This is a genomic window from Bradyrhizobium sp. BR 1432 (assembly GCF_051547705.1).
Taxonomy (GTDB): domain Bacteria; phylum Pseudomonadota; class Alphaproteobacteria; order Rhizobiales; family Xanthobacteraceae; genus Bradyrhizobium; species Bradyrhizobium zhanjiangense.
The window spans coordinates 1,557,766-1,581,684 of record NZ_JBPUGF010000003.1; the positions used below are offsets into that span (position 1 = coordinate 1,557,766).

17 protein-coding genes and 1 pseudogene are annotated in these 23,919 nt (G+C 63.2%); 7 read left to right on the forward strand and 11 right to left on the reverse strand.

Going from position 1 to position 23,919, the window contains the following annotated elements:
• Positions 1-70: 70 nt before the first annotated feature.
• From fmdA to urtA, 6 genes are all read right to left on the reverse strand, one after another.
• The gene (gene fmdA / locus ACSKB8_RS07485; RefSeq protein WP_438103480.1) at positions 71-1,300 is read right to left on the reverse strand and encodes a formamidase; all 1,230 of its coding nucleotides are present in this window, start codon (positions 1,298-1,300) and stop codon (positions 71-73) included.
• Between the two features lie 27 nt (positions 1,301-1,327).
• Positions 1,328-2,017, reverse strand: a complete 690-nt coding sequence (gene urtE, locus ACSKB8_RS07490; RefSeq protein ID WP_438103481.1) for an urea ABC transporter ATP-binding subunit UrtE — start codon at positions 2,015-2,017, stop codon at positions 1,328-1,330.
• 221 nt (positions 2,018-2,238) lie between these two features.
• Complete coding sequence (gene urtD / locus ACSKB8_RS07495) at positions 2,239-2,994, reverse strand: urea ABC transporter ATP-binding protein UrtD (protein WP_091887116.1); 756 nt, start codon at positions 2,992-2,994, stop codon at positions 2,239-2,241.
• 64 nt (positions 2,995-3,058) lie between these two features.
• Positions 3,059-4,201 carry an urea ABC transporter permease subunit UrtC gene (gene urtC, locus ACSKB8_RS07500; RefSeq protein WP_438103482.1) on the reverse strand — a complete coding sequence of 381 codons (1,143 nt, stop codon included), beginning with the start codon at positions 4,199-4,201 and terminating at the stop codon, positions 3,059-3,061.
• Between the two features lie 17 nt (positions 4,202-4,218).
• Positions 4,219-5,145: an urea ABC transporter permease subunit UrtB gene (gene urtB / locus ACSKB8_RS07505; RefSeq protein ID WP_091887114.1), complete on the reverse strand. Its 927-nt coding sequence runs from the start codon at positions 5,143-5,145 to the stop codon at positions 4,219-4,221.
• A gap of 130 nt (positions 5,146-5,275) precedes the next feature.
• Positions 5,276-6,535: an urea ABC transporter substrate-binding protein gene (gene urtA, locus ACSKB8_RS07510; protein ID WP_128930796.1), complete on the reverse strand. Its 1,260-nt coding sequence runs from the start codon at positions 6,533-6,535 to the stop codon at positions 5,276-5,278.
• 170 nt (positions 6,536-6,705) lie between these two features.
• Here urtA and ACSKB8_RS07515 point away from each other — a divergent pair.
• Positions 6,706-10,076: pseudogene (locus ACSKB8_RS07515) on the forward strand (hybrid sensor histidine kinase/response regulator).
• Positions 10,060-10,986 carry a response regulator gene (locus tag ACSKB8_RS07520; protein ID WP_438103483.1) on the forward strand — a complete coding sequence of 309 codons (927 nt, stop codon included), beginning with the start codon at positions 10,060-10,062 and terminating at the stop codon, positions 10,984-10,986. The pseudogene ACSKB8_RS07515 and the gene ACSKB8_RS07520 overlap by 17 nt, the downstream one beginning before the upstream one ends.
• A gap of 289 nt (positions 10,987-11,275) precedes the next feature.
• Here ACSKB8_RS07520 and ACSKB8_RS07525 read toward each other — a convergent pair whose 3' ends face one another.
• Positions 11,276-12,778: a flavin-containing monooxygenase gene (locus ACSKB8_RS07525; protein ID WP_438103484.1), complete on the reverse strand. Its 1,503-nt coding sequence runs from the start codon at positions 12,776-12,778 to the stop codon at positions 11,276-11,278.
• Between the two features lie 125 nt (positions 12,779-12,903).
• Positions 12,904-13,662: a S1 family peptidase gene (locus tag ACSKB8_RS07530; protein WP_438103485.1), complete on the reverse strand. Its 759-nt coding sequence runs from the start codon at positions 13,660-13,662 to the stop codon at positions 12,904-12,906.
• A gap of 120 nt (positions 13,663-13,782) precedes the next feature.
• Between ACSKB8_RS07530 and ACSKB8_RS07535 the strand changes: the two genes are divergently transcribed.
• A complete protein-coding gene (locus ACSKB8_RS07535; protein WP_438103486.1) occupies positions 13,783-14,418 on the forward strand; it encodes an HAD-IA family hydrolase in 636 nt (211 codons plus the stop codon).
• A gap of 133 nt (positions 14,419-14,551) precedes the next feature.
• On the opposite strand, the gene mtnA is transcribed toward ACSKB8_RS07535, so the two are convergent.
• The 3 genes from mtnA to ACSKB8_RS07550 all read right to left on the reverse strand — a co-directional run bounded on the left by mtnA (position 14,552) and on the right by ACSKB8_RS07550 (position 17,113).
• Positions 14,552-15,658 carry an S-methyl-5-thioribose-1-phosphate isomerase gene (gene mtnA / locus ACSKB8_RS07540; protein ID WP_438103487.1) on the reverse strand — a complete coding sequence of 369 codons (1,107 nt, stop codon included), beginning with the start codon at positions 15,656-15,658 and terminating at the stop codon, positions 14,552-14,554.
• A gap of 18 nt (positions 15,659-15,676) precedes the next feature.
• On the reverse strand, positions 15,677-16,552 hold the full coding sequence (locus tag ACSKB8_RS07545; protein WP_438103488.1) for an S-methyl-5'-thioadenosine phosphorylase: 876 nt from the start codon (positions 16,550-16,552) through the stop codon (positions 15,677-15,679).
• 288 nt (positions 16,553-16,840) lie between these two features.
• Positions 16,841-17,113 carry a phosphopantetheine-binding protein gene (locus ACSKB8_RS07550; RefSeq protein WP_370990712.1) on the reverse strand — a complete coding sequence of 91 codons (273 nt, stop codon included), beginning with the start codon at positions 17,111-17,113 and terminating at the stop codon, positions 16,841-16,843.
• A 356-nt stretch (positions 17,114-17,469) separates the two neighbouring features.
• Here ACSKB8_RS07550 and ACSKB8_RS07555 point away from each other — a divergent pair, with 356 nt between their 5' ends.
• The 4 genes from ACSKB8_RS07555 (at position 17,470) to ACSKB8_RS07570 (ending at position 23,810) form a co-directional block, all read left to right on the forward strand.
• Positions 17,470-18,687, forward strand: coding sequence for an acyl-CoA dehydrogenase family protein (locus ACSKB8_RS07555; protein ID WP_438103489.1), 1,218 nt, complete (start codon positions 17,470-17,472; stop codon positions 18,685-18,687).
• A gap of 39 nt (positions 18,688-18,726) precedes the next feature.
• Positions 18,727-19,707 carry an amino acid--[acyl-carrier-protein] ligase gene (locus tag ACSKB8_RS07560; protein ID WP_438103490.1) on the forward strand — a complete coding sequence of 327 codons (981 nt, stop codon included), beginning with the start codon at positions 18,727-18,729 and terminating at the stop codon, positions 19,705-19,707.
• 41 nt (positions 19,708-19,748) lie between these two features.
• Positions 19,749-20,624 carry an acyl-CoA acyltransferase gene (locus ACSKB8_RS07565; RefSeq protein WP_438103491.1) on the forward strand — a complete coding sequence of 292 codons (876 nt, stop codon included), beginning with the start codon at positions 19,749-19,751 and terminating at the stop codon, positions 20,622-20,624.
• A gap of 318 nt (positions 20,625-20,942) precedes the next feature.
• A complete protein-coding gene (locus ACSKB8_RS07570) occupies positions 20,943-23,810 on the forward strand; it encodes a PAS-domain containing protein (RefSeq protein ID WP_438103492.1) in 2,868 nt (955 codons plus the stop codon).
• Positions 23,811-23,919: the final 109 nt, after the last annotated feature.

Here is a 23,919-nt window from a genome sequence, read left to right on the forward strand (position 1 = left end):
TACCGCTCATGCGGAGACAGCCCCTCACCCCGACCCTCTCCCCGTAAGCACGGGGAGAGGGAGCGCGGCGTCATTTGTCCGGCGAGATCGGCATCTGGATATCGCCTGTGATATGCTTGATGGGACCTGCCGCCGACGGCATCACGTCGAAGTCGAAGATCTCCGTCGGCAGCCACAGCGTGGCGCAGGCGTTGGGCACGTCGACCACGCCGGAGATGTGGCCCTGGCACGGCGCAGTGCCGAGGATCGAGTAGGCCTGGGCGCCGGAGTAACCGAACTTCTTCAGGTACTCGATCGCGTTGAGGCAGGCCTGGCGGTAGGCGATGTGGACGTCGAGATAATGCTGCTTGCCGGCTTCATCGACCGAGATACCTTCGAAAATGAGATAGTCCTTGTAGTTCGGCGTGATCGGCGACGGCTTGAAGATCGGGTTCTTGATGCCGTATTTCGCCATGCCGTCCTTGATCACCTCGACCTTCAGATGCAGCCAACCGGCCATCTCGATGGCGCCGCAGAAGGTGATCTCGCCGTCGCCCTGGCTGAAGTGCAGATCACCCATCGAGAGACCGGCCCCGGGCACGTAGACCGGGAAGTAGATCTTAGACCCTCGCGACAGATCCTTGATGTCGCAATTGCCGCCATGCTCGCGCGGCGGCACGGTGCGCGCGCCCTCCGCACCGATCTTGGCCTTCACGTCGCCCTTGGCGCGGCCGCCATGAGCGGTCGGCGCAAATGGCGGATTGGCGAGGCCGGGCACACGGGTCGGGTTGGTCGAGATCAGCTCGGCCTCGCGCTTGTTCCACATATCCAGCATCTTCGGATCGGGCAGACAGCCGATCAGGCCGGGATGAATCAGGCCGGCGAAATTCACACCGGGCACGTGGCGCGACGAGGTGTAGAGGCCCTTGATGTCCCAGATCGACTTCTGCGCCAGCGGAAAATGGTCGGTGAGGAAACCGCCGCCATTCTGTTTGGAGAAGAAGCCGTTGAAGCCCCACAAGCTCTCCTTGAGCGGACCGACATCGAGTAAGTCAACCACCAGCAGGTCGCCAGGCTCGGCGCCTTTGACGCCGATCGGTCCGGAGAGGAAGTGCACGATCGACAGATCGATGTCGCGCACGTCGTCCGCGGAATCACTGTTCTTAATGAAGCCGCCGGTCCAGTCATAGGTCTCGATGATGAAATCGTCGCCGGGATTGACCCAGGCCACGATCGGGATGTCGGGGTGCCAGCGGTTGTGCACCATGTCGTTTTCATAGGCCGACTTGGTGAGGTCGACCTTGATCAGTGTCTCTGGCATCGAGAAGCTCCCCTTTTACACGGTTGGTTAGACGGACAGATATTTCGAGACCTGCGCGGCATCGACGGCGTCGCGCGGATCATCGCGCACGATCTCGCCGTTCTCGATCACCAGCACCCGATCGGCGATATCGAGCGCGAAGCTCAGGACCTGCTCGGACACGACGATCGAGAGCCCCTTCTCGTCGCGGATCCGCTTGAGGGTGCGTGCCATGTCCTTGATGATCGACGGCTGGATGCCTTCGGTGGGCTCATCCAGCAGCAGAACTTTCGGCTTGGTCGCGAGCGCGCGGGCGATTGCGAGCTGCTGCTGCTGGCCGCCGGAGAGATTGCCGCCGCGGCGGCCTTTCATCTCCAGCAGCACCGGAAAGAGTTCGTAGATGTCGCCCGGCACCTCCGCCCCGCCGGAGACGACGAGCCCGGTCTCGATGTTCTCCTTCACCGTCATGGTGGAGAAGATCATGCGGCCCTGCGGCACATAGGCGAGGCCCTTGGCGACACGCTCGTAGCTCTTGAGGCCATCGAGCTCGGCACCGTCCATGGTCACCGAACCGCTTTTCGCCGGCAGGATGCCCATCAGCGACTTCATCAGCGTGGTCTTGCCCATGCCGTTGCGGCCCATGATCGCCACGATCTCGTTGGGCGCGACCTTGACGTTGAGCCCGTGCAGCACCTCGCTCTGGCCGTAGGCGACGTGAAGGTCGGAAATTGCCAGCATCGTTGGCTCCTAAGCTCGGTATGCCTTCCTTCTCCCCTTGTGGGAGAAGGTGGCGCGGGCGAAGCCCGCGACGGATGAGGGGTATGCATCAGCGGATTCGAGAGGCAGTTTGATGCGCGGAGAGATACCCCTCACCCGGATCGCTTGCGCGATCCGACCTCTCCCACAAGGGGAGAGGTGCACCGTCAATGCCGCTGCGGACTCGCTGGTTTTCGCCATCGTCAGTGCCCCAGATAGACTTCGACGACCTTGGGATCGTTCTTCACCTTCTCCATGGTGCCCTCCGAGAGGATCTGGCCCTGGTGCAGCACGGTGACCTTGTGCGCGATGTCCTCGACGAACTTCATGTCGTGCTCAATCACCAGAACCGAGCGGTTCTTGATGATGCGGTTGAGCAGCTCGGCAGTCTTGGTGCGCTCGGATACGCTCATGCCGGCAACGGGCTCGTCGAGCATCAGGAGGTCCGGGTCCTGGATCAGCAGCATGCCGATCTCGAGCCACTGCTTCTGGCCATGGCTGAGCTCGTCGGCATAGGTGTCGAGCTTGTCCTTGAGGAAGATCATCTCCGCGACCTCCTCGACCCGCTCCTTGACCGGCTGGTCACGCTGAAAGGTCAGCGAGCCGAACACGGTGCGACCGCGCGGAAACGAGATCTCGAGGTTCTCAAAAACGGTGAGATCCTCGAACACCGACGGCGTCTGGAATTTGCGACCGACGCCGGTCTGCACGATCTCGTTCTCCTTCATTTTCGTGAGCTCCTTGCCACGAAACTGAATGGAGCCCGAGGTCGCCTTGGTCTTGCCGCAGATCAGGTCGAGCACCGTGGTCTTGCCGGCGCCGTTGGGACCGATGATGACGCGGATCTCGTTCTCCTCGACATAGAAGGAGAGATCGTTGACCGCCTTGAACCCGTCGAACGAGACGGTCAATCCGGAGACCGCGAGCAGGAATTCCTTCGGCTGATGACCGATGAGCATGATCTATCTCCTCACTGCCAATGTGGCATCGGCATCGTGATGTCCAATGAGCATGATGGCCTCCTCACTCTGCCGGCGCGCCGTCGGCGACCGAGTTGTCGTTCCAGCCCGGCTTCGACTTGCGCGAGGCGAACAGACGATCAATGCGCGGTTGAACGTAATCGGCCCAGAGCCCGGACAGACCGTTCGGGAAGGCGAGCACGACGGCGATGAACAACGCACCGAGGCCGAACAGCCAGAGCTGCGGAAACGATTCCGACAGGCTGGTCTTGGCGAAATTCACCAGGATAGCGCCCCATATCGCGCCGAAGATCGACATCCGGCCGCCGACCGCGGTGTAGATCACCATCTCGATCGACGGCACGATGCCGACGAAGGACGGCGACATGAAACCGACATTGAGTGCGAACATGGCGCCGCCGATCGCGGCGAAGACCGCGGCCATGCAGAAGGCAAAGATCTTGAAGTTGGCAACGCTGTAGCCGGAGAAGCGGACGCGGTCCTCCTGCTCGCGCATCGCGACCAGGATGCGGCCGAGCTTGGTCAGGCGGATGAACTGCGCGATGCCGATGCAGGCGAACAGCAGCACCACCTCGACGAAGTACAGGATGACCTTGGCATGGTCGGGCCGGATGTCCCAGCCCTTGAGCGTGCGCAGGTCGGTCATGCCGTTGATGCCGCCGGTATAGCCCTGCTGCCCGACGATCAGGATGGTCAGGATGGCCGCGACGGCCTGGGTGATGATCGCGAAATAGGTGCCGCCGACGCGACGCTTGAACATCGCGGTGCCGATGATCAGAGCAAAGAGACCCGGGACCAGGATGATGGCGAGGATGGTGAAGGTGAGGCTGTGAAATGGCTGCCAGAACAGCGGCAGTGACGTGATCTGATTCCAGTCCATGAAGTCAGGGATGCCGGGCGTCGACTGGATCTTCGTGTTCTCGACGCTGGATGCCTCGAGCTTGAGGAACATCGCCATGCAATAGCCACCGAGGCCGAAGAACACGCCCTGTCCCAGGCTTAAGATGCCGCCATAGCCCCAGCACAGCACGAGACCAAGCGCGACGAAGGCGTAGGTCAGGTATTTCGCGACCAGATTGAGGCGGAATACGTCCAGCGAGAGCGGCAGGATCACGAACAGGATGGCGGCAAGAACAATGAAGCCCATGAGCTCGGATCGATTGAAGAAGCGTGAGTTGATGATCATGACTTGTCTGCTTCTCGTTACTTGCGGACTTTGAGGGCGAAGAGACCCTGCGGCCGCAGCATCAGGATGCCGACGACAGCAAGCAGCGTGAGCACCTTGGCCATCGATCCCGACATGAAGAATTCGAGCGTCGATTGCGTCTGCGAGATCGAGAAGGCCGAGGCGATGGTGCCGAGCAGGCTGGCGGCGCCCCCGAACACGACGACGAGGAAGGTGTCCACGATGTAAAGCTGGCCCGAGGTCGGTCCGGTCGAGCCGATCATTGTGAAGGCGCTGCCGGCGACGCCGGCAATGCCGCAACCAAGCCCGAACGTGTAGCGGTCGACCTTCTCGGTGTTGATGCCGACTGCACCGGCCATGATGCGGTTCTGCACCACGGCACGGACCTGGCGGCCCCAGCGCGACATATAAAGAACGTAGGCCACTGCGATGGTGATCAGCACCGTGAGACACATCACGAAGACGCCGTTGATCGGCACCTCGATGCTGTCAGTCACGTGCAGCGACCCGAGCATCCATTGCGGCAGCTCGACGCCGACCTCGCGGGCGCCGAACACGGAGCGATAGGCCTGCTGCAGCATCAGGCTGAGGCCCCAGGTCGCGAGCAATGTGTCGAGCGGACGCTTGTAGAGATGCCGGATCAGAACCCATTCCACCAGCATGCCCAGCGCGCCGGATGCGACAAAAGCCAGGATCATCGCGAGGAAGAAGTAGCCACTGAACAGGCTCGGCAAATAGGCCTGGAAGAAGCTTGAGGTCATCCAGGTGACGTAAGCCCCCAAGATCATGAACTCGCCATGGGCCATGTTGATGACGCCCATCTGGCCGAAGATGATGGCCAATCCCAACGCCATCAGGACGTAGACCGAGAACAGGATCAGTCCCGCAAAGCCCTGCATGACGAAGATGGAGCCAAGGTCACCAAGCGAGTAGTCGCCGAACATCGATGTCCTCCGTCGGGGAAAGGGTCCCGCGTCGCGAGCAGATTCGCGACGCGGGGTCTTGGGCATGGACTTGCGATCCACGCCAGGGAGAGGCTTGGTCTAGAGGGAAGCGCGAGCGACGCCGCGGGCCTTACTGGTAACCCTTCGGGAACGGATCCGGCTCGACGAGATCGGCGGTCTCGTAGATCAGCTCGAACTGGCCATCGAGCTTGGCGCGTCCCACCCGGGTCTTCGACCAGAGGTGATGGTTTTCGTGGATGCGCACGTAGCCTTCCGGCGCGCCCTTGAACTCGACGCCCGGCGAGGCCGCGGCGATCTTGTCGACGTCGAAGGAGCCGGCCTTCTCGACCGTCAACTTCCACAGCCACGGGCCGAGATAGGCAGCCTGGGTGACGTCTCCGATCACGGTCTTCTCACCCCACGCCTTCTTGAACGCCGGCACGAACGCCTTGTTGTTCGGATTGTCGAGCGACTGGAAGTACTTCATGCAGGCATAGGCGCCCGCAATGTTCTCGCCGCCGATGCCGTCGATCTCGTCCTCGGTCACCGAGATCGTGAGAAGCGGCTGCTTGGCGAGATCGATGCCGGCGGCCTTGAGCTGCTTGTAGAAGGCGACGTTCGAGCCGCCGACGACGTCGGTGAAGATCACGTCGGGCTTGGTCAGCTTGATCTTGTTGATGACCGAGTTGAACTGCGTGCTGCCGAGCGCATAGTACTCTTCGCCGACCACCTTGCCCTTCAGCACGTTCTCGACATGCTTGCGCGCGATCTTGTTCGAGGTGCGCGGCCAGATGTAGTCGGAGCCGATGAAGAAGAACGACTTCGCACCCTTCTCCTTGGCGATCCAGTTCAGGCCGGCGAGAATCTGCTGGGTCGCCTCCTGGCCGGTGTAGATGACGTTCTTGGACTGCTCGAGGCCCTCGTAGAAGGTCGGATAATAGAGCATGCCGTTGTATTGCTCGACGACCGGCAGCACCGCCTTGCGCGAGGCCGAGGTCCAGCAGCCCATGATCGCCGCGACCTTGTCGTTGACGAGCAGCTTCTTGGCCTTTTCGGCGAAGGTCGGCCAGTCCGAGGCGCCGTCCTCCTGGATGAACTTGATCTTGCGCCCGAGCACGCCGCCGGCGGCATTGATCTGCTCGATGGCGAGCTTCTCGGCTTCGATGGAGCCGGTCTCGGAGATGGCCATGGTGCCGGTCGCCGAGTGCAGGATGCCGACCGTCACCTCGGTGTCGGTGACCGCGAGGCCTGTGGTGTTGACTGCCGACGTCGCCGGGGCCTGCGCAAAAGATGCCCGTGGCAGCATCGTGATAACAGGCACGGCCGCCATTCCCATCAACAGTTTACGCCGGAGCGGCGACAACAGCCCCTTGTTTGCTTCGTCTGACATGAGCACCCCACTTTTGTTCGAGGACACGCGTTGGTGCCGTGAGGATGGCTCGAATTTGTGCAGCTCAAGCATACGCAAGATCGCGTATATTGCACCGCAAAATGCCGACGTAGGCTTTTGGTACGGAAATTGCGAGGGGCTCCGGGTCCGTATCTGGAGTGGGGTAAAGCGTGGCAGGGCGGCAGCGAATAGACCGCGTCAGGCGCCAGTATAACCAATGGGTCGCCAACCAGACGCTGGAAGACTACGCGCTGCGCTTCACCGCGAAGAGCGCACGCCGTTGGTCCGCCGCCCGCGTCGCCAACACGGCGCTCGGCGCGATCTCCTTTCTGGCGCTGGAAGCGATCGGCGGTACCATCACGCTGAACTACGGCGTCACCAACGCCAGCGCCGCGATCCTCGTCGTCTCCGCCATCATCTTCTTCTGCGGCGTGCCGATTGCCTATTACGCGGCCAAATGCGGCATCGACATTGACCTGCTCACACGCGGCGCCGGCTTCGGCTATATCGGATCGACCGTCACCTCGCTGATCTACGCCTCTTTCACCTTCATCTTCTTCGCCATCGAAGCGGTGATCCTGGCCACCGCGCTCGAAATGTGCTTCGGCATTCCACGCCCGATTGGCTACCTCATAAGCGCGGTCGCGATCATCCCGCTCGTCACCTATGGCATCACGCTGATCAGCCGTTTCCAGCTCTGGACGCAGCCGATCTGGGTCATCCTGCATATCCTGCCCTTTGTCGCGATCGCCTGGGCTAACCCCTATTCGTTCGCGGAGTGGCGCAAGTTCGCCGGCGAGCACGGCGACGCGAACGGACATTTCGACCTGTTGCTGTTCGGCGTCGCGTCCTCCGTGGTGTTTTCATTGGTGGCGCAAATTGGCGAGCAGGTCGACTTCCTCCGGTTTCTGCCGCGCGACCGCCGCACGTCGCGCACGTCATGGTGGATCGCCCTGCTGATCGCGGGGCCCGGCTGGATCATCTTCGGCGCGCTGAAGTTGCTGCTGGGCTCGTTTCTCGCCTTTTTGCGCTGAGCCACGGCCTCTCCAGCGAGCTGGCGGCCGAGCCAGCGCACATGTATCTCGAAGCATTTCGATACGTGCTGTCGCAGCCTGACATGGCGCTGGCGCTCACTGGCACGTTCGTGATCCTGTCGCAGATCAAGATCAACGTCACCAATGCCTATGCCGGCTCGATTGCCTGGTCGAACTTCTTCTCGCGATTGACGCACAGCCATCCCGGTCGCGTAGTGTGGCTGGTGTTCAACGTCATGGTGGCGCTACTGCTGATGGAGATCGGCGTCTACAAGGCGCTGGAGCAGACGCTGGCGCTCTACTCGAACGTTGCGATCGCCTGGGTCGGCGCGTTGGTCGCCGATCTCGTCATCAACAAGCCGCTCGGCCTGCGCCCGCCGCAGATGGAGTTCAAGCGCGCCCATCTCTACGACATCAACCCGGTCGGCGTCGGCGCCATGACGATCGCGACCATCGTCTCGATCGCGGCATTCTATGGCCTGTTCGGCCCTGTCATGAAGGCGCTCGCCGCGTTCGTCGCATTGGCCGTCGCCTTCGTCGCCGCGCCTGTCATCGCCTGGCTTACCGACGGAAAATACTACATCGCGCGCAAGCCCAAGAAGAGCTGGGCCAATATCGAGGCGATCCAGTGCTGTATCTGCGAGCACAGTTTCGAGCCGGAAGACACCACCTCCTGCCCGGCCTATGCCGGCCCGATCTGCTCGCTATGCTGCTCGCTCGATGCCCGCTGCCACGATCTCTGCAAGCCGCACGCGCGCGCTCAGGTGCAGTTCTCCGACGCGCTCAGCAGGATTTTGCCGCAGCCGATCTATCAGCGCATCAATTCGCAGTTCGGCCATTACATCGGAGTGTTCGTGGTCTCCGCGGGTCTTGTCGCGCTGGTGCTGGGACTGATCTATCTCCAGACCTCGGCGACCGTATATGGCGAGAACATGCTCGTTTCCAACGTGCTCTGGAAGGTGTTCTTCTCGCTTAGCATCATCATCGGCGTCGTGGCCTGGCTGTTCGTGCTGGCACAGCAGAGCCGCCGGGCCGCGGAAGCTGAAACGAAACGGCAGACCGCGCTGCTGATCCAGGAGATCGACGCGCACAAGCGCACCGACGCCGAGCTCCAGCGCGCCAAGGAGGTCGCCGAATCCGCCAATCTCGCCAAGAGCCGCTATGTCGTCGGCCTGAGTCACGAGCTGCGCTCGCCGCTGAACGCCATCAGCGGTTACGCCCAGCTCCTGGAGCAGGACGCAACGCTCGCGACCAAGCCGCGCGACCAGGTCCGTGTCGTCCGCCGCAGTGCCGATCACCTCTCCGGCCTGATCGACGGCATCCTGGATATCTCCAAGATCGAGGCGGGGCGGCTGTATTTATCACGCGACGAGGTGCGCCTCAGCGAATTCCTCGACCAGCTCGTCGGCATGTTCCGCCTTCAAGCCGCCGCCAAAGGTGTCGACTTCGTGTTCAGGAGGCCCACCTCGCTGCCGCTCGTCGTCTATGCCGACGAGAAGCGGCTGCGCCAAGTGCTGATCAATTTGCTCTCCAACGCGATCAAGTTCACCCAGGCCGGCAGCGTGCAGTTTGTCGTGCACTATCGCAGCCCCGTCGCCGAGTTCGAGGTGATCGATACCGGTCCCGGCATCCGAAGGGACGATCTCGAGCGCATCTTCGCGCCGTTCGAGCGCGGTGCGCTCGGTGTCTCGCAGCCACAGACCGGAACTGGCCTGGGTCTCACCATCAGCCGACTGCTCGCCGGCGTCATGGGCGGCGACATCAAGGTGACGAGCACGGTCGGCGCCGGTAGCACGTTCAAGGTCAAGATCCTGCTGTCGGAGGTGACCAATCCTCAGCGTATCGCGCCGGTGGAGGCGCCGGTCTCGGGCTATCGCGGCGCGCGCAAGACCATCCTCATCACCGACGACGACCCCGTGCATCGCGACCTCCTGCGCGAGGTACTGACGCCGCTCGGTTTCATCCTGCTCAGCGCCCCCGACGGCCCGGGGTGCCTCGCGCTGGCGCAGCATTGCCGGCCTGATCTGTTCCTGCTCGACATCTCCATGCCGGCCATGGACGGCTGGGCCGTGGCCGAAGCCCTGCGCGCGAGCGGCCATCATCAGGCGCGCATCCTGATGGTGTCGGCAAGTGCGTTGGAGGCCCACGGCACGCCGCTGGCGCAGCCCTTCCACGATGGCTATCTGATGAAGCCGATCGACATCCCGCGGCTGCTGGAGACGATTCGTCAGCTCCTCAAGATTGAATGGCAATACGGCTCGGATGAGATCACGGCACCGTTCTGGCGGCCCGAGAGTGGATCAAAACCGCCGGTGCGGCACATCGAGGCGCTGATCGGCCTCGGCCAGATCGGCTACGTCAAGGGCATCCAGCTGAAGCTGGACGAGATCGGCAGCGAGCATCCCGAGCACGCCGACTTCGTCGCGGAAATGCGGTCGCTGGTCGACCGCTTCGATCTCGACCAGTACATGACCACATTGAAGGCGTTGCATGCGCATGAGCATTGAGTCGAGGAAGCGCGATGTCGCGCTTGTTGTCGATGACTCCCCGGAGACGCTGCGGCTGCTCACCGATGCGCTCGATAGCGCCGGGATGACGGTGATGGTGGCGCTCGACGGCGCGGCCGCGATGCGTATCGTCGACCAGCTCACGCCCGACATCGTTCTGCTCGACGCCGTGATGCCCGGCATCGACGGATTCGAGACCTGCCGCCGCCTGAAGCGCGATACAGGCCTTGCCAATGTTCCCGTGATCTTCATGACGGGGCTTGCCGAAACCGAGCACATCGTGCGCGGGCTGGAAGCCGGCGGCGTCGATTACGTGACAAAACCGATCGTGATCGAGGAGATGCTGGCGCGCATCCGCGTTCATCTCGGCAATGCCCGCCTGACCCAGAGCGCGCGCGCCGCACTCGACGTCTCCGGCCGCTTCCTGTTCGCCGTCAACCGGCAGGGCGACGTGCTCTGGGCAACGCCGCAGGCGCAAAGGCTGCTATCCGACCGCCACGGCCCGCAGGCCGACGGCTTCGTCCTGCCGCCATCACTGCTGCAATGGCTGGATCAGGCCAGGAGCAAGGGCAGCTCGAAACCTCAGGCGGCCTCTTTGCCCGACAATCCGCAACTCCGGTTCTACTACATGGGCGAAACCGCGCCGAACGAGTTCCTGCTGCGGCTGTCCAAGGAGTTCGGCACCGCGCCGCCGCCCGAATTCACCAGCGAGCTCGGCCTCACCACCCGCGAAGGCGAGGTGCTGGCCTGGCTCAGCAAGGGCAAGACCAACCGCGACATCGCGCAGATTTTGGGACTGAGTCCGCGCACGGTCGACAAGCACCTGGAGCAGATCTACGCCAAGCTCGGCGTGGAGAACCGGACGGCCGCGGCGGCGATTGCGACAAATGCGACGAGGCGGAATTCGTGAGCGTATCGTGCGAGTGAGTTGAGGCGCCGCTTGCGCAATAAATGGCGTCGTCCTGGACAAGCGCAGCAAAGCGGAGCGCCGATCCAGGACCCATAACCACAGGGAGAAGTTTGGCGAAGACTCGTAGTTGCCCGCTCGCGCCACGACATCTCCCTGGGGTAATGGGTCCTGGCTTTCGCCAGGACGACACCGAGTAAGTCGCAACGCCGTTGACCCAACAACCAGTGTCGTCCCGGCGACGGCGGAGCGTATGGCGATGGCTACAGTCCCTCACCTGCGCACTAACGACTCACCCATACACAAACGCCGCATCGTCCAGATCCGTCTTTGGGATATCGTCCTTCTCGGTCCAGTAATCCTGGCTGTGCTGCCATTCCGGCTTGTCGCCGCGCTTCGGCAGCAGGTCCATGTTGCGCATCATGTAGCCGGGGTTGAAGTTTTCCGGATCGATCCAGGGCAGGATCGGCATGTTGTGATCTTCGGGGCGCAAGCTCACTTCGACCTTCTTGGCGCCCTTGGCCTTCATATGACCGAGCAGCCGGCAGACGAAGTCGGCGACGAGGTCGACACGCAGGGTCCAGCTCGCGCGGAAATAGCCGAACACCCAGACCATGTTCGGCACGCCCGTGAACATCATGCCGCGATAGGTGACGGTGTCGCCGAAGGCGAGCGGCTTGCCGTCGATCTCGAAGGCGATGTCGCCGAGGGCGGCGAGATTGAAGCCGGTCGCGGTGATGATGACATCGGCTTCCAGAAGCTTGCCGGATTTGAGCTGAATGCCGTTCTCGACAAAGCACTCGATCTCGTCGGTGACGACGGAGGCCTTGCCGCTCGCAATCCCCTTGAACAGATCGGCGTCCGGCACGAAGGCAATGCGCTGCCGCCACGGCCGGTACTTTGGCGTGAAATGCGTCTCGACGTCGTAGTCGGGGCCGAGCACCGCGCTGATCTGACCGATCAGCTCCTTCTTGACCTGCTCGGGCTTGGACACGCAGAGTTTTGTGAACGCATCCTGCTCGAACAGGATCTTGCGCCGCACGATCTCGTGGATCCACTCCTCGTCGACCTGCAGCCGGCGCAGCTCCTCCGCGATCTCGATGGCGTTGCGGCCGAGGCGGAAATAGGTCGGCGAGCGCTGCAGCATGGTGACATGCGCGCAACTGTCCGCGATGTTCGGCACCAGCGTCGCCGCCGTCGCGCCCGAGCCGATCACAACCACCTTCTTGCCCGCGAGATCGATATCATCCGGCCAGGTCTGCGGATGGACGATGCGATCCCTGAAGCGGTCCATGCCCTTCCATTCCGGCGTATAGCCCTCCGAATGGCGGTAATAGCCCTGGCACATCCAGAGGAAGTTTGCGGTAAAGGTCTTTGCCTCGCCCGTATCGGTGGTCGTCGCCTCGATTGTCCAGAGATTCTGCTCGCTCGACCAGCTCGCGGAATTGATCTTGTGCTTGTAGCGGATATGCCGCGCGAGATCGTTGTCCTCGATCACCTCGTTCATGTAGGAGAGAATCTCCTCGGCGGTCGCGATCGGCGGTCCGACCCAGGGCTTGAAGCTGTAGCCGAAGGTGTGGAGGTCGCTGTCCGAGCGGATGCCGGGATAGCGATGCGTGTTCCAGGTGCCGCCGAACGTCGCCTGCGTTTCGAGGATGACGTAGCTCGTACCCGGCAGCTGCTTTTCGATATGATAGGCGCTGCCGATGCCGGAGATGCCGGCGCCGACGATCAGTACGTCGAAATGTTCGGAAGCTTGCTTGGTGGCGGTGTGACCGCGAACAGCGACATTCATTGTTACTTATTGCCTTGCTTTGTTTTTGTGGCCGGCCTTGATCGGACGGCGCGTTTCCTCCGCGACAGGCAGTGTCGCCCGCCGCGCTTCCGCTTCAAGATGACATAGATCAGGTCGCGGTCAAATCACAGTGCCGCACCCCAGCTCCGTGCGGTCTGCAAGATCCAATCGCGGTAGAGCGTGAGCGGCGTGACGCCGGTCAACCCGCCGCAACCGTCGGCGCCGTTTGGCCCTGTCGACCAGCTGACGACGCCGACGAGCACAGCGCCATTCGGCTTGTCCTCGAACACAGGACCGCCGGAATCACCGGTACAAGCGCCGATTCCATCGCGAACACCGTTGGTTACGGGATCGACCAACCGGATCTGGAGCGTCCCGGGCTGGCCGGTGGCGACAAGCGCAGCGACACGCGTGATGCCGCCGCTCTTGCCATCGCCGCGAACTGTGACGCCGATGCCGGCGATGGTAAAACGGCTGCCGACGCGGATCGGAATATTCGGTGCACCGACTGGCACCGTCGATTTTCCCTTGGGTGGAATTTCCAGTTGCATCAGTGCCACGTCGGCGGTCGCCCGATGCGCCTGCATCGCCTGCATGTTGAAGTTCGGATGGATCGCGACGGTGCGGACGTTCAGCAATTGCGGCTGGCCGTCGGCGCCGCGATCGACGATCTTGTAGTCCGCACCGGGCTGCACGCAGTGAGCGACGGTGAGCACAAGTTTTGGTGCGATCAGGCTACCGGTGCAGAAATTGCCGCGCGAGCCAACGATCGTGACAATGGCGCGCGCGACACCATCCGCCTGCGGCGTGCCGCCGCCGACGATGGCGTGAGCAGGCGTGGCGAGCAGCAGAGCGGCCGTGATGAATGTCGCAATTGTTTTCATGGGAACGTCTTGGCAGTCGGTTCGGTCAGGGGCGGAGTGTGCTTCAGGCTGGCCCTTGCCGATAGCGCGTGCTAGCCGTCTTGTCAGCCATCTTGGCACTGAATTGACGAGGGCGGGACCTTGACGATCGAAGCTGTGATCTTTGATTTTGGCGGCGTGTTGACGAGCTCACCGTTCGAGGCGTTCGCCCGGTTCGAGACCGAACGTGGCCTGCCCATCGACATCATCCGGCGCACCAACGCCGCCAACCATCTGGAAAATGCCTGGGCCAAGTTCGAGCGCGCCGAGGTGGATATCGACGCATTCGATCATTTGTTCGCCGAGGAATCACGTGCACTTGGCGCGGAGGTGCGCGGCCGCGACGTGCTGCCGCTGCTCCAGGGCGATCTGCGTCCCGAGATGGTCGAGGCGTTGAAGCGCATCAAGGCGCAATTCAAGACCGGCTGCATCACCAACAATTTGCCGGCCAACGCCATCGGCAGCATGACGGGACGTTCCCTCTACATCGCCGAGGTGATGGTGCTGTTCGATCACGTCATCGAATCCGCCAAGATCGGCCTGCGCAAGCCCGATCCTCGCATCTACAAGCTGATGGTTGAGACGCTGAAGGTCGATCCGAAGAATTGCGTTTATCTCGACGATCTCGGCGTCAACCTCAAACCCGCGCGCGAGATGGGCATGACCACGATCAAGGTGACGAGCGGAGCCCAGGCCATCGCCGAGCTCCAGGCCGCGACGGGGCTGAAGCTGAGCTAGCGCGTCATTCTCCGTCATTGCGAGCGCAGCCGTAGGGTGGGCAAAGCGAAAGCGTGCCCACCAAGCTCGCGCGGCGCGGAATGAAGATGGTGGACACGGCGCGATGCGCCTTTGCCCACCCTACGGGATAGAACTATTCCGCCGCGGCGGCGATCCGCTCGGGAAAGGCGGCCGCGAGCGATTCACGATCCGGCTTCAGCACGCCGCGCTCCGTGATCAGGCCGGTGACGAGACGCGCCGGCGTGACGTCGAACGCATAGTTCGCGACGGGCGAACCCTCCGGCACGATACGCACCGTCTCCAGCCGGCCGTCGGCGGTGCGACCGGTCATGTCGGTGACCTCCAACCCGCTGCGCTGCTCGATCGGGATGTCGCGGATTCCATCATGAACGGCGAAGTCGATCGTCGGCGACGGCAGCGCAACGTAGAACGGCACACCATTATCATGCGCGGCGAGTGCCTTCAGATAGGTGCCGATCTTGTTGCAGACATCGCCATTGGCGGCGACGCGGTCGGTGCCGACGATGGCGAGATCGACCATGCCGTGCTGCATCAGATGGCCGCCAGTATTGTCCGGGATCACCGTGTGCGGCACGCCGTGATGGCCCAGCTCCCAGGCCGTGAGCGAGGCGCCTTGGTTGCGCGGACGGGTCTCGTCGACCCAGACATGGACCTTGATGCCGCGCTCATGCGCGAGATAGATCGGCGCCGTCGCCGTGCCCCAGTCGACCGTCGCAAGCCAGCCGGCGTTGCAATGAGTCAGGACATTGACCACCTCGCCCGGCTTCTTCGCCGCAATCGCCTCGATCAGCTTGAGGCCATTGCCGGCGATGCCGCGGTTGATCTCGACGTCCTGCTCGACGATCTCGTCGGCACGCGCGTAGGCCGCCTCCGCCCGTTCGACCGGATCGATCGGCGCCAGCCCCGCGCGCATCTCGTCCAGCGCCCATTTCAGATTGATCGCGGTCGGCCGCGCCACGACGAGCGTCTCATAGGCACGCTTCAGGCCGGCGTCGGAGGCGTCCTCGCGCATCGCCAGCGCCATGCCGTAAGCCGCGGTGGCGCCGATCAGCGGCGCACCGCGCACCAGCATGTCGTGGATGGCGACTGCCGCGTCTTCGCATGACGTCAGCTTCGCAATGACGAACTCGTGGGGCAGCCTGCGCTGGTCGATCGCGCCGACCGACCAGCCGTCACGCTCACGCCAGATGCTGCGAAAATGCTTGCCGTCGACCTTCATGGCATTCTGCCTTTCGTCTCAACCACGCAGGATGCGCCCTGCCACCGCATCGAGCTTCTTCAAAAGCTCGGGATCACGCGCCTCGGGCGCCGTGATCAGCGCAGTGTCGAGCGCACGATCCGAACCGATTGGGCACGACTCGTGCTCGCGCGGAAAATCCCTCGCCAGCCGCGCCACCAGCGCTTTCGCCTTGTCGGCATTCGAGTTCAGCACACGGATGATATCCTGCACGGTGACCGCATCGTGGTCGGGATGCCAGCAATCGAAATCCGTCACCATCGCGACGGTGGCGTAACAGAGCTCCGCCTCACGCGCGAGCTTCGCCTCGGGCATGTTGGTCATGCCGATCACGGAGTAGCCCAGCGTCTTGTACGTCATGCTTTCCGCATAGGTAGAGAATTGCGGCCCTTCCATGCAGACATAGGTACCGGTCCGCGCGATTGCGATGCCCTCGGCCTCGGCGGCTGCGGCCAGGTGAATGCGCAGCCGCGGCGAGATCGGATGCGCCATCGACACATGCGCGACGCAACCCTTGCCGAAGAACGAGCTCTCGCGCTTGTGGGTGCGATCAACGAACTGATCGATGAGAACGAAGGTGCCGGGCGGCAGTTCCTCCCTAAAGGAACCGCAGGCCGACAGCGAGATCAGGTCGGTGACGCCGGCCCGCTTCAGAACGTCGATATTGGCGCGATAGTTGATGTCGGAGGGCGACAGCCGATGGCCCTTGTCGTGCCGCGGCAGGAACACGACCGGCAGGCCCGCCATGGTGCCGCGCCGCACGGGCGCGGACGGCTCTCCCCAGGGGCTCTTGATTACCTCTTCGCGCGCGCCCTCCAGGCCCGGCAGATCATAGATGCCGGAGCCGCCGATGATGCCCAATACCGCCTGCGTCATGCCTGCTCCATCCCGTCCGCCACGTGCGACATGGTTAAGCTATGCCAGTTTTGCAGCGGATTTGAAACGGGGGGTGGAGAGGGGATGGAGGGACTGTGAGGAGCGCGCCTCACACTCGAAGTCGTCCCGGCCTAGTGCGCAATTGCGCACGGGGGCCGGGACCCATAACCCCAGGGAGTAGTTTGGCTAAGACTCGTCGCTCGGTACAACGACCGTTCGCAACCGATAGATCACGCGGTATGGGTCCCGGCCTGCGCCGGGACGACGCTGTGAGATTGGCGCGTTTAACTAAGCCGCCGTTGCCGGCTGCAGCTGGGTCGCGACCATCCGCTCCAGCGTTTCGACGGACTGGAAGTTCTCCGGCGTGATCTCGGCTTGCGGGATGGTGAAGTCGAACTCGGCCTCGACGCCGAGCATCAGATTGACCATGTCCATCGAAGTCAGGCCAACGTCCACGAGCTTCGCCTGTGGCGTGATGTCCGCGGTGAGCGAGTTCTGTTCGAGGATGCCCTTCACCAGCTTGATGATGCGATCGCGCACGTCGGTATCGAAGGCCTGCATCGGCAAATTCCCATCTATCTATCGGAGGCGGACCGGACTGCCGGCTACGATGGGCACGGCCAGTCGATCCCGCAATGGGCGCGAGGGTTACTTCGCTTTTCTTAGTAAACGATGACTCAGATTGACTAAAATTCAGACCTCTTCCAGATCACTAACGCGACCGCGGAAATTCCGGTGATGCAAACAACCGGACCTTAACTGTTCGTTCGGAATTGGGATTTGTTTACCCTCTATTTCATCGACGAATTTGAATTAAATCCGTAGCCTCGTCTTACAAGCAAAGATGGTCGGAGGATCGCTGGCGGCATCGCGAATGATGGCGGCGATCTCGAACGGCAAACCGGAGGCGGACGAGAATGAACGTGCGTGAAGCAGTCCTCACTGTCGACGAAACGCAGACGAGCTTTCTCGAGCAGGGTCCCTCCCTGATCGAGCGTGCCGCCCGGACCGCCGCTGCCGCAGCGGCCGATGCAGACGGGGTCGATCGCGACGCCCGCTTCCCCCACAAAGCTTTCGAGGTCGCGCGTGAGCAAAAGCTGCTCGGCGTCATGATCCCGGTCGAGTTCGGCGGCTTCGGCGCTTCGATCTATGACGTCACCGATGTCTGCTACACGCTCGGGCGCGCGTGCGCCTCCACTGCGATGATCTACGCAATGCACCAGACCAAGGTCGCCTGCGTCGTCAGGCACGGCCACGGCATCCCCTGGATGGAAACCATGATGCGCCGGGTCGCGCGCGACCAGTGGCTGCTCGCCTCCTCCACCACCGAAGGCCAGAACGGCGGCAACATCCGCGCCAGCGCGGCCGCGGTCGACCACGCCGGCGACACCGTGTCGCTGGTGCGCGACGCCACCGTCATCTCCTACGGCGCCGAGGCCGACGGCCTCGTCACCATCGCCCGCCGCGCCACCGACGCCGCCGCTTCCGACCAAGTGCTGCTGGCGCTCGCCAAGGACGATTATTCGCTGAAGCGGACGCTGGGCTGGGAAACGCTCGGCATGCGCGGCACCTGCTCGACCGGTTTCGAGCTGAAGGTCGATTGCCCCGCCGACCGCGTCTTCCCGGAATCCTACGACAAGATCCACGCCCAGACCATGACGCCATTCGCGCATTTGTGCTGGTCGTCGGCTTGGGCCGGCATTGCCGCCGCCGCGGTGACCCGCGCGCAGGCCTTCATCCGCAAGGCGGCCCGCAGCTCCGGCGGGCAAATGCCGCCGGCCGCGGCGCATTTCACTGCCGCCAAGATGTCGCTCGCCAAGCTGCGCGCGCTGATAGCAGCCAATATCGATGCTTTCGATCGCGCCGAGCATGACGAGCGCGCGCTCGGCTCGCTCGACTTCCAGTCCTCGATCACGCTTTTGAAGGTGCAGGCCTCCGAGCTCGCGGTCGAGACGGTGATGCATGCGATGCGCACCGCGGGTCTTTCCGGCTACCGCAACGACGGCGAGTTCACGATGGGCCGTCACCTGCGCGACGTGCTGTCGTCGCCGATCATGATCAACAACGACCGTATTCTCGCCAACGCCGCGACAGCGACGCTGATGAGCGGCGTGCCAATGAGCCTTCGTGACTGAATCAACAAGAACAATTTTGAAATAGCAGGACATCGACCCATGAATATTGCCGTCCTCCCCAATTCGCCCGAGACCGCGCCGCAGATCATCGATCCGCTCGATCATCTCGCCGACAAACTGTTCCACCGCATGGGCTCGGACGGGGTCTACGCTCGCACCGCGCTCTATGAAGGCATCGTCGAGAAGCTCGCCACGCTGATCACTAGCCATCGCGAGGCCGGAACCGAGGTGATGCGCTTTCCGCCGGTGATGAGCCGGGCTCAGCTGGAGAAGTCCGGCTACCTCAAGAGCTTTCCGAACCTGCTCGGCTGCGTCTGCGGCCTGCACGGCACCGAACGCGAGATCAACGCCGCGGTGAGCCGCTTCGATGCCGGCGGCGACTGGACCTCATCGCTCTCGCCGGCCGACCTCGTGCTGTCGCCGGCCGCCTGCTATCCCGTCTACCCGATCGCGGCGAGCCGCGGCCAATTGCCGAAGGGCGGTCTGCGCTTCGACGTCGCCGCCGACTGCTTCCGCCGCGAGCCGTCGAAGCATCTCGACCGGCTGCAATCGTTCCGGATGCGCGAATATGTCTGCATCGGCAGCCCCGATGACGTCGCCGACTTCCGCGAGCGCTGGATGGTCCGCGCGCAGGCGATCGCGCGCGATCTCGGCCTCACCTTCCGCGTCGACTATGCCAGCGATCCCTTCTTCGGCCGCGTCGGCCAGATGAAGGCGGTGAGCCAGAAGCAGCAGCAGCTGAAGTTCGAACTCCTGATCCCGCTGCGCTCGGAAGAGCAGCCGACCGCCTGCATGAGCTTCAACTATCACCGCGAGCATTTCGGCACGACCTGGGACATTAGGGACGCCAATGGCGAGCCGGCCCACACCGGCTGCGTTGCCTTCGGCATGGACCGGCTCGCGGTCGCCATGTTCCACACCCACGGCACTGATACCGCCGCTTGGCCGGCCAAGGTGCGCGACGTCCTGGGCTTACAGCCGCATGTTGCGGCCGAGGCCCATGGCGAAGGCTGGCGCTAACGGAACTCACGAGGCCGATCATTTCCACGGGCAAGACGAACGTGATCCACACCAAGGTCCGATGCCGCGAAATCACCGAGTCCGATGTCGAAGCCATCGCGGACCTGCTGACGCGCGGCTTCGTCGGCCGCTCGCGTGACTATTGGATCCAGGGCCTGCGCCGGCAGGCTTTCCGGACCGTGCCGGAGGGCTATCCGCGCTTCGGCTACATGCTCGAGGATGACGGCACGCCGGTCGGCGTGCTGCTGCTGATCTACACGGCGCGCAAAAACAGCGAAGAGACCGCCATCCAGTGCAATTTGTCGAGCTGGTATGTCGATCCGGCCTATCGCAACTACGCGCCGCTGCTGACCAAGATTGCGCAGCGGCACAAGGACGTCACTTACCTCAACATCAGCCCGGCGCCGTGGACCTGGCCCATCATCGAGACGCAGGGCTTTCGTGATTACTGCCGCGGCATCTTCTTCTCGATGCCCGCGCTGGCGCGCGCCCCGCGCTGGAGCAAGATCGAGGTGATCTCGCAGCACGCCAAGGCGATCGAAGGGCTCTCCGACGCAGAGACCGAGCTCTTGACACGTCATGCGCGCTACAATTGCCTCAGCCTGGTCTGCCGCACGCCGCAGGGAACGTTCCCCTTCATCCTGCAACCGGTGCGCATCCGCCGCGGCTTCATCGCGCCGCCCGCGATGAAACTGATCTACTGCCGCAACATCGCCGAATATGCCGCCTGCGCCGGCCGGATCGGCCGGCTGCTGCTGCGGTTCGGCAAAATCTCGGTGGCCGTCGATTGCAACAGCCCGCTTCCCGGCCTCATCGGCCTCTACACAGAGCGCCGCGGCCGCAAATATTTCAAGGGCCCGCATCGGCCACAGCTTGCCGATCTCACCGATACGGAGCTCGTGCTGTACGGGCCGTAGCGCTAATCTATCCCGTATTGTCGTCCCGGCGAAGGCCGGGACCCATACCGCGTGATCTATCGATAGGCGCCGGTGTTTGTACCAAACCTCTTCACTACCGATCTCCGCCAAGCTTCTCGCTGTGGTTATGGGTCCCGGCCTTCGCCGGGACGACGGGCAATGTTGGGCGCATTCCGGCCCCGAGATACACGCGTCTCCGCATCGCCAGTCACTCTCCGTAAACTACTGCGCTTAAGGGAATTTTCCGGCCTCTTCGCTACCCTCGGCAGCTGAATTACGTTGCGTTAAGTCTATTGCCCGCCGAGATCCGCGACTCCCATGACGTCGACCTGCGACAACGAGCATGGTGCACACCGCGAACAGGCCCCCGCGGCCCTGATCGCACTCGGCCAGCTTGCGCTCGACCACATGGAGCAGGGCGTCTGCGTCTACGATGCCGACAACCGGATCGTGCTGGTCAATCAGCGCTATCTCACGCTGTTCGACATGTCGGCCGATATCGTGCGGGTGGGCACGAGCTATCGCGAGGTGCTTGCCCACAGCGCGACACGCGGAAACTTCCCCCAGGACGAGCTTGATGCGTTGTATTCGGCGCGGATTGCGCAAATCGCAGCGGGCAAACCATTCCGCACCGAACAGCGGCTTGCAAGCGGACTCGTCATGGCGCTCGAGTTGAAGCCTCTTCCCGGCGGCGGCTGGATGACGATCTGCGACGACGTCACTCGTCTCGCACGGCTCGAGGCGGAATTGCGCGTGCAGACGGAGCGCAGCCAGCACGCGCTCGCGAACATGTCGCACGGCCTCATCATGTACGATGCCGACAGCCGCGTCGTCGTCTGCAACGAACGTTTCCTGAAGCTCTACAACCTCGACCCCGAGATCATGAAGCCGGGCGTCACGCACAGCGCGGCCATCGACCACTGGCTTTCGCGCGGCAACCTGCCGGGCATGTCGGCCGATGAATTCCATGACACCAGGCTGGACGACGTGCGCGCCAGGAAGGCGAAAACCCTGCTGGTGATGCGCTATGACGGGCGGATGGTGCAGGCGGTCTCCCGCTTCCTGCCCGACGGCGGCTGGGTGACGGTGCACGAAGACGTCACCGAGCGGCTGCAATACGAGGAGACGCTGAGGAAGCAGAACTTCATCCTCGATGCAGCGCTGGAGAACATGGCGCACGGACTCGCCTTCTACGACAGCGACATGCGGCTCCGCGTCTGCAACACGAACTACCGCAAGATCTACCGGCTGTCGCCCGAGGAGACCCGGCCCGGCACGCATCTTTCCGAGCTGATCGAGCGTTCGATGGCGAACGGCGCGTTCGCTTCCGAATACAGCCCGCAGCAGCTCCTGGAAGCCGCCAGCGCGAGAATCGCGAACCGCGATTCCTCGTCGATGCGACGGCGCATGTCCAATGGCTCCGTGATCTCGGTGCGTTACTGCGCGCAGCCAGACGGCGGCTTCGTCGCCACCTACGAGGACATCACCGAACGCGAACGCGCGGTTGAGGAGCTGAGCGAGCAGTATCGACGTTTCGACGCCGCACTGAACAACATGAGCCAGGGGCTGTGCATGCTCGATTCGAGCCTGCGCATCATCGTCTGCAACCGCCGCTATATCGAGATGTACGGGCTGTCGCCCGAGATCGTGAAACCGGGCGTCTCGATGCGCGAGATCATGGAGCATAGCTGCGAACTGGGCATTCACCCGAACACCACAGGCGCGCGGCTCTATGCCGACTATGTCGAGAGGCTGCGCGAGGGCGAGCACACGCTGCACCGCCATTTGAACGATGGCCGCATCATCAAGCTCAATCACAAGCGGATGGAGCTTGGCGGCTGGGTCGTCACCTATGAGGACGTCACCGAGCGCCACAAGGCCCAGGCCCGCGTCGCGCACATGGCGCGCCACGATTCCCTGACTGACCTGCCCAACCGCACGCTATTCCGCGAGAAGATGAGCGAAGGGCTGAACCAGGTCGCGATCGCCGGCGGCGCGATGGCCGTGCTGTGTTTCGACCTCGACAATTTCAAGACTGTCAACGACCGCCTCGGCCACGCAGCAGGCGATCGCCTGCTGCGCTGGGTTGCGGCGCGACTGAGGGAGAATGTCGGCGAGCATGATACCGTCGCGCGGCTCGGCGGCGACGAGTTTGCCGTACTCCAGCGCGGACCGCAGCCGCAAGCAGCTGAAAAACTCGCTCGTCGCCTGGTCGAGATCATCGGCCATCCGCCGCCGCTGGAAAGCCAGTCGATCCATGTCGGCGTCTCCGTCGGCATCGCGATCGCGCCCGATCACGGGCTTGATGCCGACGAGCTGATGAAATGCGCCGACCTCGCCCTCTACCAGGCCAAGGCAAAGGGACGCGGCGCCTACCAGCTGTTCGAGCCCGAGATGGAAGAAGAGGCACGCAGCCGGCACGCGCTGGAGCAGGATCTGCGCGGCGCGTTGGAATCACGTGAATTCCATCTCGTGTTCCAGCCGCAGGTACGGCTCGACAGCTCCGAGCTCACCGGCTTCGAAGCGCTGTTGCGTTGGAAGCATCCCTCGCGCGGCTTCGTCTCGCCGGCCGAATTCATTCCGATCGCGGAAGAGACCGGGCTGATCGTCCCGATCGGCGAATGGGTGCTGCGCACCGCCTGTGCGACCGCCGTCTCCTGGCCCGAGGTCACCGTCGCGGTAAACCTGTCGCCGGTGCAGTTCCGCTCGCGCGGCCTGGTGGCGATGGTCACGAGCGCACTTGCGGAGGCCGGCCTGCCGCCACGACGACTCGAGCTCGAGGTCACCGAGACGGCGCTGCTCGACGACAGCGAGGCGACGATCGAGATCCTGCACCAGCTTCGCGCACTCGGCGTGCGGGTCAGCCTCGACGATTTCGGCGTCGGCTATTCCTCTCTGAGCTATTTGCGCAAATTTCCGTTCGACCGCATCAAGATCGACCGCTCTTTCGTCGGCACGCTCGGCGAAAGCCCGGAAAGCGTTGCCATCGTCCGCACCATCGCCAGCCTCGGCTCCGTGCTCGGCGTCGAGACCACGGCGGAGGGTGTGGAGACCGCGGAGCAACTCGACTTCGTGCGCGAATGCGGCTGCACCGCCGTGCAGGGCTATTATTTCGGCAAGCCATGCCCGGCGGCCGAGGTCGGCGGCACCATCGAGACGCTGAGCGCAGTCCGCCGCGTGGCGTAGCAGCTTTCCCCACTCAAATTCCGTATCTCGGCACGCTGCCAAACGACCAATTGTCGCATGGATGGTTTCCGGCGGAATTGCCGTCTCGCGCTGGCCTGGCACACGCGCA